Source organism: Terriglobia bacterium (assembly GCA_032252755.1).
In the GTDB taxonomy this organism is placed as follows: Bacteria; Acidobacteriota; Terriglobia; order Terriglobales; family Acidobacteriaceae; genus JAVUPY01.
Window position 1 is genome coordinate 12,773 of the sequence record JAVUPY010000093.1, and the last position, 14,602, is coordinate 27,374.

The 14,602-nt window shown below is 52.5% G+C and carries 11 protein-coding genes and 1 tRNA gene; 3 read left to right on the forward strand and 9 right to left on the reverse strand.

The genetic code is table 11. The features are described from left to right. The first annotated feature begins 65 nt into the window (after positions 1–65). The 3 genes from ROO76_22750 (at position 66) to ROO76_22760 (ending at position 4,791) form a co-directional block, all read left to right on the forward strand. Positions 66–1,064: a response regulator transcription factor gene (locus tag ROO76_22750; protein MDT8070990.1), complete on the forward strand. Its 999-nt coding sequence runs from the start codon at positions 66–68 to the stop codon at positions 1,062–1,064. 912 nt (positions 1,065–1,976) lie between these two features. Then, positions 1,977–3,764, forward strand: coding sequence for a choice-of-anchor D domain-containing protein (locus tag ROO76_22755; GenBank protein ID MDT8070991.1), 1,788 nt, complete (start codon positions 1,977–1,979; stop codon positions 3,762–3,764). Continuing rightward, the gene (locus ROO76_22760; protein ID MDT8070992.1) at positions 3,712–4,791 is read left to right on the forward strand and encodes a choice-of-anchor D domain-containing protein; all 1,080 of its coding nucleotides are present in this window, start codon (positions 3,712–3,714) and stop codon (positions 4,789–4,791) included. The genes ROO76_22755 and ROO76_22760 overlap by 53 nt, the downstream gene beginning before the upstream one ends. A gap of 69 nt (positions 4,792–4,860) precedes the next feature. Here the strand turns inward: ROO76_22760 and ROO76_22765 are convergent, their stop codons facing one another. From ROO76_22765 to ROO76_22805, 9 genes are all read right to left on the reverse strand, one after another. Further along, complete coding sequence (locus ROO76_22765) at positions 4,861–5,574, reverse strand: hypothetical protein (protein ID MDT8070993.1); 714 nt, start codon at positions 5,572–5,574, stop codon at positions 4,861–4,863. A 228-nt stretch (positions 5,575–5,802) separates the two neighbouring features. Then, complete coding sequence (locus ROO76_22770) at positions 5,803–6,684, reverse strand: exosortase/archaeosortase family protein (GenBank protein ID MDT8070994.1); 882 nt, start codon at positions 6,682–6,684, stop codon at positions 5,803–5,805. A gap of 172 nt (positions 6,685–6,856) precedes the next feature. Then, positions 6,857–6,930, reverse strand: a tRNA-Cys gene (locus ROO76_22775). A gap of 62 nt (positions 6,931–6,992) precedes the next feature. Continuing rightward, complete coding sequence (locus ROO76_22780) at positions 6,993–7,559, reverse strand: hypothetical protein (GenBank protein ID MDT8070995.1); 567 nt, start codon at positions 7,557–7,559, stop codon at positions 6,993–6,995. A 34-nt stretch (positions 7,560–7,593) separates the two neighbouring features. Beyond that, positions 7,594–8,709, reverse strand: coding sequence for a DegT/DnrJ/EryC1/StrS family aminotransferase (locus ROO76_22785; protein ID MDT8070996.1), 1,116 nt, complete (start codon positions 8,707–8,709; stop codon positions 7,594–7,596). 126 nt (positions 8,710–8,835) lie between these two features. Further along, on the reverse strand, positions 8,836–9,981 hold the full coding sequence (locus tag ROO76_22790) for a hypothetical protein (protein ID MDT8070997.1): 1,146 nt from the start codon (positions 9,979–9,981) through the stop codon (positions 8,836–8,838). Positions 9,982–10,242: 261 nt separating this feature from the next. Next, positions 10,243–11,280, reverse strand: a complete 1,038-nt coding sequence (locus tag ROO76_22795) for a GNAT family N-acetyltransferase (protein ID MDT8070998.1) — start codon at positions 11,278–11,280, stop codon at positions 10,243–10,245. 147 nt (positions 11,281–11,427) lie between these two features. Then, positions 11,428–12,741 (reverse strand): nucleotide sugar dehydrogenase, encoded by a 1,314-nt coding sequence (locus ROO76_22800; protein ID MDT8070999.1) that lies wholly within the window; start codon positions 12,739–12,741, stop codon positions 11,428–11,430. A 168-nt stretch (positions 12,742–12,909) separates the two neighbouring features. Next, the gene (locus tag ROO76_22805; GenBank protein ID MDT8071000.1) at positions 12,910–14,157 is read right to left on the reverse strand and encodes a glycosyltransferase family 4 protein; all 1,248 of its coding nucleotides are present in this window, start codon (positions 14,155–14,157) and stop codon (positions 12,910–12,912) included. Between the last annotated feature and the right edge of the window lie 445 nt (positions 14,158–14,602).

Genomic DNA, 14,602 nt, shown 5'->3' on the forward strand with positions numbered 1-14,602 from the left:
CAACGCCTTTGAGCATGCATGGTACACGTTCGACTGGCAAACCATCATTATTGCGAGGATGTGCGTTGGATGAACCAAATCTGGAGCGACCCCTCTCAGAAAAATATATCATTGCAAAAAAAAAACTTCGCCAAAGCGTGGCCCGGGGTAAGATTTGGGCGATAAGGCTTCGAACTTCCTCCCCCGTCGTGCCATATCGCGTCACGCTGGCAAGTCGCTTGAGACTCCAAGATTCCAGGTCCCATTGTAAACAAGAGAACCAGCGATCTCAGTACGGTGAAGATACGGTCTGGCCAATGAACGGGCATGCTAATCCCGACGAACGCATCAGCGTATTGATTGCAGACTCCAATCTGATTCGCATACAACTCTTCACGCGCGAATTGCAGCGCAATGGAACATTCAGCATCGCGAACTGCGAGAATAATCCGCTCGCATGCAAGTCTGCTCTCAAGACATTTCCTGCCGACGTTCTTCTTTGGGCGCAGAGTTCACAATGTGAGATCAATCAAGTGTTCTCGGGAATGCGGGAAGTGTTATCGTCCCGTTCGTCTGTCCGTGGTGTGGCATTGTTGGAGGCGTGGTCGGACGACTCCGTCGTTCGCGCTTTTCGTGTCGGTGTGCGCGGCCTCTTCTCCCTGGAGCAAGCATCTCTTCCGGAACTTCGAAAATGCATCCTGTGCGTTTTTCGCAACCAGGTGTGGGCGACCAATGAGCAGATTCTGCTCTTGCTCGAGACGTTCAAGGGATCATCTCTGGTGCAGATCGCGAACGCAAAGGGAGAAGGCTTGCTTACCCCGCGACAGAGACAACTGGTGCAACTGGTGGCCGAAGGAATGGGAAATCGCGAAGTTGCGCAAAACATGAACATCACTGAGAACACCGTCAAGAAATCGCTTCTGCGGATCTTCGACAAGGTGGGAGTCTCCAATCGGGTTGAACTCGTGTTATCTGCTTTAGCCTCCAGAAACCTGGACTCCGAAAAAGAAGCAGCTAAAGCAACAGGCAAGTCCCCGGTGAGTGCTGGCCAGTTCAGTGAGAATCGCGAAGATGAACTGGCATGACGCCGTGACAATCTAGTCCCTTCTGCGGGTGTGACCATCGCGTCGTGAACTCATTGAGCCGGAAAATAGAAATGCCCCTGTGTTGGTACAGGGGCATTTAAATCAATTGCTCTTTTCTATTGGCGGTGCAGCCGAGGTGATCCGCGGTTCATGCTATCCGATGCAGGTCCCCTCCGCTCCATGGCCCGCCAAGTGTGCAGGTTGCAGCCGGCGGCCTCGATAATCCGAGTCTTTGAATATCGCCGTGCAGACGCGCCGGCTCTGACAGTTCTGATGCTCTGCGGACCGACGCGCCTGCAACGGGGGGAGAACAGAGTGGGGTGGTTGTGGCCGCTAACAAGATGTGCGGCGAATAAACACTACTAGAAGCAATGTGAGGGTTAGGTTATACGGATTAGTCTGCCGCTAGAAAATTCGTGCACATTTCTGCGTAGTTCCTACACTTGAAAATTCTTCCAGACAGTTCTAAATGCCTCAACCTAAGGCTCAAAACAAATGGCACCCGAGTTGCTCTTCTGCTGGCTTCACCAAAGGTTGGGGCCTGACGTAAAGCAATTCCGAGGTGTTGCAATATTCAACAACACGATCGTCTGTGAACCTCCGCCGGAGCGTCATTACCCTAGGGGTATCTGTTCTCTCTATCGAATGCCGCTGAGAATACAAGCTAAACCCAATTAATTGCGATTAACCCAATTGCCGGAAGTGTCACATCGCAATCGGCCCAAAGGATCAGACTCTATTTGCCCGGTTGAGGTTCCCCCGATGAAAGACCTGGGTCCACGGTGTCTCGGAAACTATTTTTGGGTAGTTGTTCTGGTAGCAATCACTGCGGCGAGTTTCCCGAAGTTGCAGGCAGCAACTGGATCCTCGTCACCAACATCTGCGCTGCAGATCTCGGTTACTCCCTCGTCCATGAATTTTGGAAGTGTTGTGGTAGGGAGTACGAGCACTCAGGCCGCGAGCATTACGAACAGCAGTAATACAACTGTGACCATGACGAAAATCAGCGTCCCGCAGGGGTTCACGGTGTCGGGCTTGGCCATGTCCAACTCGCTCGCCCCGGGGCAGTCGCTCGCTTTTTCTGTAGTCTTTGCCCCGTCCGCAACCGGAACAGTTTCAGGTTCGGTCTCGATCACGGCATCGTCTAGCTCAAAGAGGGGCGGCAAGAAGAATTCGGCCTCGACGTCGATTGCGGTCAGTGGAACCGGTGTGGCTCAGGGAACGTTGGCTCCATCGCCAACGAGCGTGAATTTCGGTTCGGTGACAACGTCGACCACGTCTGCCCAGTCTGTGCAGGTTACAAACTCAGGCGGATCTACAACGACGATCAATCAAGTCGCCACCAGCGGGACAGGTTTCTCCGTAGGCGCCGTCGCTCTTCCTCTCAATCTGGGGCCGGGCCAGTCGACCACGTTTAGCGTCAAATTCAGTCCCACGTCCACAGGAACCACCACCGGCAGCCTCAACATCAACAGTAACGCATCCGATCCAAGCCTCAGTGTCGGACTTACTGGCTCTGGCGTCTCCTCCGCAACGTTGAGCGCATCTCCTTCGAGCGTTGATTTCGGCTCGGTGACAACCTCGACAACCGCAACCAAAACAGTCCAGATTACCAACGCGGGAGGCTCGAGCGGCACGATCAGCCAGGTCAGTGTGACCGGCACCGGATTTGCAGTTACACAACCCACCCTGCCGCTGACGCTGGCGGCGGGACAGTCGACATCACTGAGTGTCACTTTCAGCCCCACTGCAACCGGCACGGCAACCGGTAATCTCACCGTCAACAGCAATGCATCGAATCCGAGTCTCAGTGTTGGCCTTACCGGCTCGGGAGTCTCTCCTGCTGCATTGACTGTCAGCCCTACCAGCGTAACCTTCGGCAATGTGCAAGTGGGGACGACGCAGACACAAAGTGCCTATGTATCGAACACGGGCGGATCGAGCGCCAGTATTTCACAGGTGGCAGTGACGGGAAGCGGTTTTAGCGTCAGCGGGCTGAACACCCCATTCACGCTGTCGGCGGGACAGTCCGCAACGTTTTCTATTTCGTTCGCACCGACGGTGACCGGAACATCAACTGGTTCGGTCACGCTCTCGTCGACAGTGTCGGTGCCGCCCATTGCACTTTCCGGTTCTGGAACTTCAGCGGGGCAATTGAGTGCCAGCCCCACATCCCTGAGCTTCGGAAGCGTCGTGGTCGGAACAAGCGGAACGCAATCGGCTTCACTGACCGCGAGCGGAGCAAGTGTAACCGTTTCCTCAGCGTCTTCAACGGATTCTGAATTCACCTTATCCGGAATCGCATTCCCGATCACGATTGCTGCCGGTCAGACGGTACCATTCAGCGTGGTTTTTGCACCCACTGCAACCGGTACGGCTTCTGCAAATCTCACATTCACCACTAGCGTATCGACATCGTCGGCGATTGCGTTGAGCGGTTCAGGTGCGGCTCCGCCGCAGCACTTGGTGACTCTCTCCTGGGCGGCGGATACTTCGACGGTGGCAGGCTACAACGTATACCGGGGAACGACATCCGGTGGGCCATATACGCAAATCTATTCTCTCGACGCCAACACGACCTACACCGATAGTACGGTCCAATCGGGATCCACTTACTACTACGTGGTGACCGCAGTCGGGACGAGTGGTGCCGAGAGCGGCTATTCCAATCAAGTCCAGGCAGTGGTACCCAGCCCATAAGAGCGGGCGGAGGCAAGTCTTGCGTTTGAATCGAAGTGTTCTAGTTTCAGGGTCCCGCCCCGAGATATTCATATTCGGGGCGGCATTGTTTCTTGCGGTCGTTCTGACTGGTTGTGGAGGTACTTCTCAGAATTCATCCTCGAACGGAAGCCCCTCTCCCTCGACAATAACCGCGAATCCGAACACGGTCTCGTTCGGCAACGTTATTGTGGGCGCCACCACGACAAAAACCGCATATGTTACCAACTCGGGGACGTCGAGCGTGACCATTTCGAAGGCGACCGTTGGTGGTTCCGGCTACAGTGTCGCAGGAATCGATGTTCCTCTAACTTTATCTGCCGGACAGACGTTGACCTATACAGTCACATACAAACCGCAGACCGGCGGGGCGTCCAATGGCAGCCTGACACTTGTGTCGGACGCATCGAACCCGACCTTGTCGATCGTGCTCTCCGGGACCGGAGTCGCCGCGGGACAACTCACAGCGAGTCCCTCGACTCTCAGCTTCGGGAGCGTAAACACGGGGCAGAGCAAATCCCTGAGCGGAACCTTGACCGCCAGTTCAACCGACATCACTATTTCGTCGGCAAGTCTGAACGGGACATGGTTTTCCTTGAGCGGAATCACATTCCCGAAGACAATTGCGTCTGGCCAGAGTTCGGGATTTACGATTACGTTCACCCCGACTGCGTCTGGAACCTCCACTGGATCAGTTTCGTTCGTCAGCAACGCCTCGACGTCCCCGAATGCCGTCGGATTGTCTGGCACGGGCGTGCAAACGACGACCCCTCACAGCGTCAGCCTGTCTTGGATGGAAAGCTCTACTTCTGTGCAGGGATATTACGTGTATCGCGGAGGCCAGACTGGCGGGCCTTACAGCAGAATCTCGGGGTTGCAGGCGCTCACTTCCTATGTCGATTCCAGTGTCGTAAGCGGAGCAACGTATTACTACGTGGTGACGGCGGTCGGAACAAATTCAGCGGAGAGCGGCTATTCGAATGAGGCGGTGGCAGCGATACCGCAGTAGAGAGAACTAGCTTCTGCGACTAGGGCGAGGAAAAGGTCGGGAGGCGGCTGCAGCCTCCCGACCAAAGGTTCACGGTTGCCGCACCTTCCTTACGATCGTACCGGCAAGGGCAAGTCCACTCAGTAGCAACAATGAGTAGGAACTGCTGTCCGGAACAGTCGTAGGCGGGGAAGGTGTAGTGCCAAACTGAATGTAATAGCCCAAGATGTCGGAATCAGCCGTGACACCTGGGACCGTCAGTGTGAACTCTACAACACCGGATAAGAATGGATTATGGGGATCATTGTTATTCAAGGAACTGTTGGCGTGAAGGTACGGTGCTGTGCCGCCATATGGAACGGTTCCGCCAATGATGGTCCAGTCGGGGCCTGGCTGGGGGCCGATGACACATATAGTGCATACGCCGAACCAGCCATTTACGTTGTTCTGCACAATCCAAGGCGTGGGATTCTGTGCCCCTGAAGATTTACCCACGTGATTGAACAGGTTGATCGAGTCATAACTGCTGCTCGAGTCCAACGCGGCGCCCCCTCCATATCCATCTACCCGGAGGTAGATTGCGCTAATGTTTTGGGCAATGCTGATGACATCGGCATTGCTCAAGGCGTTTGTTATTGAGATTGTTACCGTCCCACTACCCGTGGTGATGGAGCCAGTCACGAGTCTGTAGCTTGAGCCTGAGCCGGTATTGACGGCGATATTGATCGTATCGGCCATTGCCGACAGTCCCAAGCAGATAAAGGCGGCCACAATCAACAGTCTTAGCTTTGGAGTGGAGAACATAAGGTGTTCCCCCCTTCTGGACTGCAGTTTCTTCGCACATGGCGCCCAAAACTGCCCATCATCAGCAATTCCAGGCGGCGAGGCGAAGGCTTTGTTTGGTGGAAATGACCTTGTGCCATTCCCATTCGTTTTACAGCACCTGCAACGAGGAGTTGCAGAGTGGATTGGAGGCAGGGCCCTACCGGGGGGAGAGGCTGAAGCAGGGTCCTACCTCTGAGGGAGGACCCGTTAGACACAAGCAGGAGAATGATCGATGCGTCGTTGGCTCGCACTGGACCGTTGCTGTTTCCTCTTTTCGATCCACTTCAGGACAAGAGTCGAAAAGTACAGTGCCATTATGGAAATTGCAAAAAAGACCATTCCGCTATGACGATGAAATTCGCTTTCCAGAATTTCGGGATCTGCGTAGTTACTCAGCAAACAAAGGGCGAGGATTCTCAGGCCGTTCTTAATGATTGAGATCGGAACGGATGCTGCTACGAGGAGTGTGCGGAGGACCATGGTGCGCAGGTACAGATGAGCTACCACCATGCTCAGGATGAAAAGAATAATCGCCGCCCGGATCCCGCTGCACTGCTCAGCAATCTCAATCGAGCGGAGGGGAAGGAGGATGACGAATCCGTCGCGATGAAAAGGAACACCTGCTAGATATAAGAGCCAATCGACAGCTACCGTCGACCCATATTGAAGTCCAAGATTTATCCATCTCACGACGTAAGAGGGGAACGGAACTATAAACCCTAACATGACAAGAGGAAACTGCGCGGCGGCCACGGCTCGAGTACCATAGGCGAGCGCGAATACCCCAATACATACCAAGACAAGTGAGAGTATTGAAATACTGAGACTATTCTCAATGCCAATTGAGGCTTGGAAGAAACTGCACAAGATTCTGAGAGCTATGCCAGAGGCGAGGAGAATTGGACCACTCACAAGCCCTAATGAGACATCTCGAAATATTTTTCCCCTATTCAACCAGATCAATGATATTGCGATTGGGATCACGAGTATGGCGTGAGTATTTTCTGATTCCTGCGCAGAAAGTTCGAGCAGGGCAACGAGCGTATCCATCCAGAGGACAATCGCTGCTGCAAACAACGATGCGAACATCAGATGTCTGCGAGTCACAGAGGTCTTGGAATCGAATTGGCGGACTATATCACGCACTATTCAACCTCGATCGGCCGGAGATGGGTTCCGCCGCTGACGAGATCGGCCAGGAATATCCATCTGATCTCGATTCTTGACGCAGAAAATAGAGGGTGATGGATCAAGTGGGTTCTGGAGGCGCGGGCCGGAATCGAACCGACGATTAAGGTTTTGCGAACCTTTGCCTTACCACTTGGCTACCGCGCCATTTAGATCGGCTGCGTATCAGATCACGATATTAGATTCGAACAGCTAGATGCTGGCACTTTTTACTGATTAAGCTTTTCCAACCACTCTTCTCTCCAGAAATAAAAACAGGCACGATCACATGCTCCGTACAACTCAAAGCCTTGGCACATAACGCCTTCCAAAAGGCAAATCCCTTTCACCTTTTTCACTCGGCAGTCACGCTCATCGACGAACCTTTTCACCGGCTTGAGCACTATTTGTGTCGTGCCGCAGTACTTCCACATCTCTGGGAGGAAACTGCACCCTTTCAACTCGTTCCAGCAATTGAGCGTAGCCTGGATTTGGTTTGTGGACCTGACAAGGACCTTATCTCCCGGATTCAATTCGATCCGCTTCAAATCCGTTACGGCAGGAGATTGTTCTTCCATTTTCCCGGTCACTCTCGAATATGCGACCGCCACTGTGTTGAGGTACTCCTTGATTTTCCTCTTGGCGGAAGGAGTAAAACTCCTTCTAAGCACCAGTCTCACGCGCTGAGCGACGGAGCACTTGGCGGCCTCTGCGTTTCTTTCTCTTTCAGCCAACTGGTCCAATCTGAACACCTGGCATCCTCTATGATCCATCGTTGATGTCTTCAGATGATTCATCGCGTCCATCCGTTCTTCCTGCGTTTGTTCAAATTTAGATTTTCTGGGAGCCTTCATTTATGCAGCGCGCAATATGCTCGATGTCGCGAGTGTTCAGGTTGTAATGAATTGGCACAAGCAGAACGGTTTTGGAAAGCAGTTCTGCATTCGGGCAGTCTCCACGATAACCATACAGTGCACGAGCTTCAGCGACGATGTTGTCGAGGTATTTGGCGCAGTCGATGCCCCTGCTTAACAGATAGTCAGCCATAGCGTCTCGTTGCTGCGTGTTGTAAAACCTGAGAGCAAACTGGAACCAATTGCTAGACGAGTCTTTGCCTTCGGACGGCAAGTGAAACCTCCCAGACATCACAGAACGGAGAAGCATTTGAGCGTGTTCTCTCTGAATATCGATGTTCTTCCGAAAGTGCGTAATGCGAGCATTGATAAGAGCAAGGTGAGTCGGTGCGATCTTGCCTGTATTAAAACCGTTCTTGGCTGTCAGATTCATGCGCTTATCAAGTTGCATGCCGACAGGGTAGCCAATGACTCCGTACCACGGACGCTTGTATAAGGTTGCCTTACCAAAGGTCAGGAGCGAGTCGGTCAGCAGTTTCCAGGCAGGCCAGCTCTCGAAGGAGCTTACTATTCGTTCGACCTTCTTGCGGAATTCCACGTCTTTGCAGATAATGGCGCTCCCTTCACCGGCGGAAATATATTTGCCGCAGCGAAAAGAGAAGAACGAGGCGGTTGAAAGTAATCCTGTTTGTTTTCCTTTATAGGTGCTGAAAAGTGATTGTGCGCAGTCTTCAATCACTGGCAGACCCTCAGCGGCAGCAACGATCGCGTCGATATCGCACGGCTGGCCGAACATGTGCACTGCAATTACCGCTGCAATGTCGGCGCGCTTTGTGCGGAGATCGGCGACCGAAATGTTACAGTCGCTGGCATTTGAGTCGATAAATCTGGGGGAAAGTCCGGCACGACGAATGGCATCAAAAACGACCGAGCAGCAAAATAATGGAACTCCCACTTTTGCGGGCGCCGGCAGCTCCAGGCATTTGAGAATTGCGTAGAGCGAAGCCCTGCCTGACCTGGTCCAAATGGGATTCTGTTCGAAGACGGTTTCCACATTCGGCGTGTGCGTGGTGCTATCGCGTCCGCCACGCACGGTGCCGACTAGGTCTTTGAAGCCATAGTCCCAATTGTTTCGGGGAATAAGGTTGAAGCGAGTGCGCCAATTCATCCTGGTTATCTCGCCGAGAACGCGACCTCGCCTTCCAGTGTCGTCGTGACCTCAACAAACAAATTGCGTGGCCTCTTGCAGTTCATAGAGTAGGTGTCCCTCCTGCGCCACGGCCCACGCTACACTGGCGCGCTCGGCACCATCTCCACGGATCCCCCAAGCTCCCGCAGTCCTGACCAGGGTCAGTGTTTCCCGCTGTTTCCACCATTGCGCAATCTCGCGCGGCAGGGTGAGCCAAGCACCCTCTTTCACTGCGCATTCGCAGAGGCGGTGCAGCAAGTGACGATAGGTGTTTCGCGCCCGATCCTCCAGCAGGTAATCAGGATGGACAATGAAACTTAGCAGTCCGTTATGAGTCATCACCGCTGCGATTTGCTGCTCCCACAGAGCGGTCGAGAAACTTCCCAGCACGTGGAATAAGGAGTAATCCTGAATGGTCGTCAATGGCAGTTCGACCAAACGGCCGATGGAGTAGGGCATTACCGTACAGCAGCCACCACGCTGCGGGTCCAAAGGGGCGGTATTCGGCACGGACATGTCATAGAGAAACTCAAGCTCCTCGAACCAATCCATGTTTCTGTAAAGAACAGCCGAACGGAATCCGAGCGCGCCGAAGTGCCTACCGAACTCGTTGATTCTGACTGCGCGGCGAAGGAACTCCTTTCGCTGGAGAAATAGTCGTCCGTCATGGTTAAGATCGTGGATGTTAATCTCAAACCCACGTTGCCGAATCTCAGTCAGGAATTCTTCTGTAATGTCATAGCGTTGTTCCGGCACGAGTTGGAAGGAACCGCGCAATCCGTACGACTCATCTAAGTCCATCAACTGACTGCAAAAATCTCGCCCGGCAGCCGTTTCAACGTCGTGAGTCATTATTGCAGCAGACCTGCAACCGTCCGGCCAAAACCAAATGAATGGCAAGCGATCTACGCCCAGCGATGCCATCACTAGAAGAAGAATCTGTTCCAAACATAAATCCAGACTGAGATCTACCGGCCAACCTGGAAATGCAATCTTTTGCCATCCTAAGGCGTGTGCTTGCTGAAGTTTCTGCCTCAGTTTCGCAGGAAGTAACGATCGTACTGAGTAGTACAGCCTGCGAGAAAAGTGAGAGCCTGCGCCGCAGAATCTCTTTTGCTGGATGAGATAGCACTCGCGACGGAAGTTGTTTGGAACCTCGTCCGCATCGAAGGGCATTTCGAGCATTCCTGCCGTGGTTCGAACTTTGTGTCCGCAGTCGGACAAAACTCCTCGCGCAGTACGAGCGACGGGGACGCTGCATCTTCCGAAGCATTTGATTCCGTTGAAGCTGAAGAACCCGGGCTCGTTGCGGAGATCATTCGGCGAGTAACACTCGACCGAAATCTCGGGGAGACGGTAGTAATCAAGCAGGGTCTGCAACATGCATCATTCTCCGGCACGCTGGCGTCCAGAGACAGTATTTAGTATGCATAATATCTATGCGAAGTGTCGGTAGAGAAGCCTGCCGGCTGCTTGCAGCAGTGGGCCCGGCAAATGAGAGAACACTTCCTTTGCGACTGTCATCTTCCAGCCAGTATCGGTAGCTATCGGCAGAGGCGGATTACGCCAATACTGAATCTCCCTCTGCTTTGCTCCCCAGCGCAGTCGGAAAGTGATTAGACCGGTGTTGTCCTTTTCGGTCCGGCCAAAATCGAATCTCGAAAGACCTGCCGCTTTGGCGCTGCAGATAGCATTCCAGAACACCAGTTGACCGCCAGCGAGATTGCAATAATCGTGATCCGAACACGAATACTTACAGTAAAGCGTCGCACCGAATTTCAAGGTGAGCAATCCTGCGATACTGCGATCTCCCTTGCTGACGAGGTGAATGGTTAGATCGTCGTGAACAGCATTCAGCAGGTTCCGGAACCACTCGAACGGTTGAGGGGGGAGTTGGTGTCGTTGGCGTGTCAAGATCATCAGAGTGTAGAAGCTAGCCAGATCGGCTTCCGAGCGGCCTTCCTTGTAGGTCAATTGTTCACGCTCTGCTCGTTTGATTCGCTGCTGGATGCAGCGTTTGTCGCACGCTGCCAGGAGTTCACCAAGGCTGGGCTTAAGATCGATCGAATGCACATAGAATTGCTGAACAGGTGCAAACGCTGCCGACCTTACAAGGATATCGCTCGTCGGACGGAGTTCGACATATTTGACATCCGGAGCAATCCTGCACACGCCATCTAGAATGCCAGCCAATTCGTCAGGATTGTTAACAAGCGGCTCGCAGAAGTCCGAAAATGGCATTGACACCAACCGTTTGCCCATCATCCAGGATGACAGCGATGCGAACACGATTCCATTGGAGAGAGGATATCCCGGGGGAGATGTTGTGAACACGATGGGTTGGAATGAATAGGTCCGTTGCAGTGCACACAACCATTGGGGAGAGTGAAAGATCGAGGCATTCGGATGACGCGAAATGAACTCCCCCCAGCGAGGATCCTTTATGGGATCCGTACGGTATACGGTGAAACTCATCTCGGGCCTCCCAGCGGCGGTTCGGGGAGAATGCTGACCCATTACGTTCATAACGTCTCCTGAATTTGCGATAAACTGAGGAGCTCTCTTTCCGCTCTCCGCGTCCCGCTGGAGTATCCGGAGATCGCGCCGCTTGCACTCACATACTCACCAACATATTCCTTCGTATCTGCCGTTTGCGCTTCTGCCATTATTGATGTGAACGAAATCCACTAACATCTGCCCATCGTGCAGACGGTCAGTTATATTGCAGAACTCTGGATCCCTATTGCCGACAACTATTGTCTGCGCGTGATCCAAGACAGCGTCGATACTATCTACCATCAGTTTCGAGATATGAGGAATTCTTGTGAAAATAAAATCTCGATTCGCACCAACGAGGCTCGCCACTCTTACGTTTTTATCGTAAATACGAAGGTCGTAGCCTTTTCCTATGAGATTTTCAATCAGTTCGATCAAGGGACTTTCACGCAAGTCGTCAGTGCCCGCTTTGAAACTGAAGCCTAAGAACCCAACTCGCTTGTATTCCTTCTTGATTATTATCTGTAAGCCCCGACGTATCTGCTTATCATTGCTGGCCAGTATTGACGTGAGTATTGGAAGTTCCAAGTCATGAAGCTTTGCGCCATAAGTGAGAGCTCGCAAATCCTTTGGCAAACAGGAACCGCCAAACGCAAAGCCAGGCTCCAGGTAAGTGGCAGAAATGTTGAGTTTCTTGTCTTGGCAGAAAATGTCCATCACTTTGTAGGCGTCGACATTTAAAGATTTGCATATGTTGCCAATTTCATTGGCAAAACCAATCTTTAGCGCGTGCCAGGTATTGTCGACGTACTTGACCATCTCCGCAGTACTCAAATCAGTTCGGATGAGGGGGGCGGGAAATCCTTCATAGAGTGCTGCCAAAATGTCACCGCTGGCCGAGTCCAATTCTCCGATGACAGTCTTGGGTGGAAAATTGAAATCTCTCACTGACGAGCCTTCCCTCAAGAATTCGGGATTATGACAAATGCCGAAGTTGTTGCCCACTCTCTTTCCAGAGAACTTTTCTAACGTGGGAATCACGAGTGTTTGCATCGTCCCCGGCACGATAGTGCTCCGAACAACAACCAGGTGGAAAGTCGACTTGCTCGCCAATGCTTGCCCGATCTGGGTAGCTACACGTTCCACGTAGCGCAGGTCCAAGTCACCATTTTCTTTACTGGGAGTTCCCACACACACAAATGAAAGATCTGTCGCTCGGATCGCTTCACCTACGTCGGTCGTGGCGCGTAACCGACCAGCAGTCCGTGCCGCGGCTACGATATCCCCGATTTCGGCTTCGATAATTGGAGATTGACCATCGTTAATCAGGTCGACTTTCATACTGATTGGATCGACGCCAATGACGGTGTGCCCTCGGGAAGCGAAACAACCGGCCGATACAGTACCCACATAACCTAGACCGAAAATACTGATCTTCATTTTGTTCCTCTCCCTACCGAAGTCGATCGCAGAACACCCGTCACGCTCTGTAAACTTGGTAGACAGGTCACTTTCGGGCAAAGAACGGGGATTAGCAGCAACTCAAGATATGAAGCTGGTATTCGATGCAGGTAAGTGATTAACCTTCAGCGAGCAAATGTTGGATACCTACTTCACAGGCTTTGGTGTCCAGCCGTGACGCAGTTCCTCGGCCCCCTTATGAGCCGCCTTGCAAAATGCCCGATCATATGCTGCTAACAGTTGCTCAACGGAGTATTTCCACGCTAGTTCCAGTTCAACTCGTTTTCGACCAGACTGCCCCATCCTGGCGCGCTCATCCGGTCTGTCAAGCAACCATGCAATCTTCGCAGCGAAATCGGGGACACCGGTCGCGCTGTCGGCGTACAGCGATGCGTCGCCCGCACTAAACCGTCCCTCTCTCAAGTCGAATTGAACTATGGGTTTACCTAGAGCCATATACTCTATGATCTTTATCATCGTGGAGATGTCGTTCATGGAGCACGGGGTATCGGGATTAACGCAAACATCCGATGTCGAGAGAATCTCCATCAGGTCTTCGTCTGGGATCGGTCCCGTGAAATTGACTGTGCCTTCCAAACCGTTGTGAGTGACTAGGGTTCGAAGTCGCTCGAGTTGTGAGCCACCACCGACGCAAGTGAAATGTATGTCGTCACGGCCGGCTTTCTTGAGATGCAGTGCCGCATCCAGCAGAATCTCCACGCCTTCCTGCACGCCCATAGTCCCGACGTATGCGACCAAATAACGCTTGCCGTGCTTGAGTGAGTGGTTGGGGGCGACAGAAGTGACTCTGTTCAAGTCAGGGCCATTGCGAACAACGAAGACGTCTTCCGGTTTTTTCCCGCCTCGACCAAGCGCGAGTTCCCTGTAGCTATTGTTGGTGGACATGACGACGTCGCTGTATGAGTAACTGAGTTTCTCGAGCCACCACAGCAATTTGTAAAATATTCCGTGCTTTCGATAGATGGACAGGTACAGCTCTGGGCAAGCGTCGTGGTGATCGAAAATGTACGGTATTCCGAACAATTTGAACGGAAGTGCTACTAGGAAGATGTCATCGGGTGGGTTGCATCCTTGGATGACGTGAAACCTGTGGCGGAGGTAGATCCGGAAGGTATAGACGAACTGCCAGAACAATGCGTGAACGTACTCACGAAGATGCCCGCCTCTTCCTTCATGCTGCGGATAGCGGTACACGTGAATACCGTTTATGACCTCGTAACTCTGATCCCATCGCTTTCCCCTTGTGCCTTCGCTCTTGGGACACAGCACCGTAACTTCATAGTCGTTATTACTTAGTGAAGTGGCTTCGTTCCAGACGCGAATATCGTCTGGAAACGAGCAGTTCTCAATGATAATAAGCGCTCTTCTTTTCACGATGAATTCTCATTAGATTGGTTTGCAGAGTCCGCCAAGTGCGCGAAGCATGAGGCTTCGCCCCGAGTGCGGGGTGGCGTCTTGTTGACAAGCAACGAGGAATAGCGGCGGTAGAAAAGTATTCGGTCTTTCCTGAATCTGACTGGCTTTTAGCTTCTAACCAATAACCAGGAAATAAGTCCATGCGCCGTTGTAGTTCCTACATTGATATTTACCGACGAGGCATGAAGATTCACCACAGACGGAAGTTTCGGATTGGCCCGTGAGTTGCTTCCAAAGTTTCTTCCAATATTCCGAACTGAAAATCCGCTTTGGGGAGTGTTGCAAAATTCAACAACACAATCGTCTGTGACCTTCCGCCGGAAAGAAGTTTCCCTTGCGACATCTATGGTCTCGATGGAATGCCGCGGAGAATACAAGCTCAATATCAATTAATTGCGACCGA

Bases quoted from the DNA above. Each gene is read 5' to 3' on its own strand.
- ROO76_22755 (MDT8070991.1), top strand. From the start codon at position 1,977: ATGAATTTTGGAAGTGTTGTGGTAGGGAGTACGAGCACTCAGGCCGCG.
- ROO76_22765 (MDT8070993.1), bottom strand. From the start codon at position 5,574: ATGTTCTCCACTCCAAAGCTAAGACTGTTGATTGTGGCCGCCTTTATC.
- ROO76_22770 (MDT8070994.1), bottom strand. From the start codon at position 6,684: ATGTTCGCATCGTTGTTTGCAGCAGCGATTGTCCTCTGGATGGATACG.
- ROO76_22780 (MDT8070995.1), bottom strand. From the start codon at position 7,559: ATGAATCATCTGAAGACATCAACGATGGATCATAGAGGATGCCAGGTG.
- ROO76_22790 (MDT8070997.1), bottom strand. From the start codon at position 9,981: ATGCCCTTCGATGCGGACGAGGTTCCAAACAACTTCCGTCGCGAGTGC.
- ROO76_22795 (MDT8070998.1), bottom strand. From the start codon at position 11,280: ATGAGTTTCACCGTATACCGTACGGATCCCATAAAGGATCCTCGCTGG.
- ROO76_22800 (MDT8070999.1), bottom strand. From the start codon at position 12,741: ATGAAGATCAGTATTTTCGGTCTAGGTTATGTGGGTACTGTATCGGCC.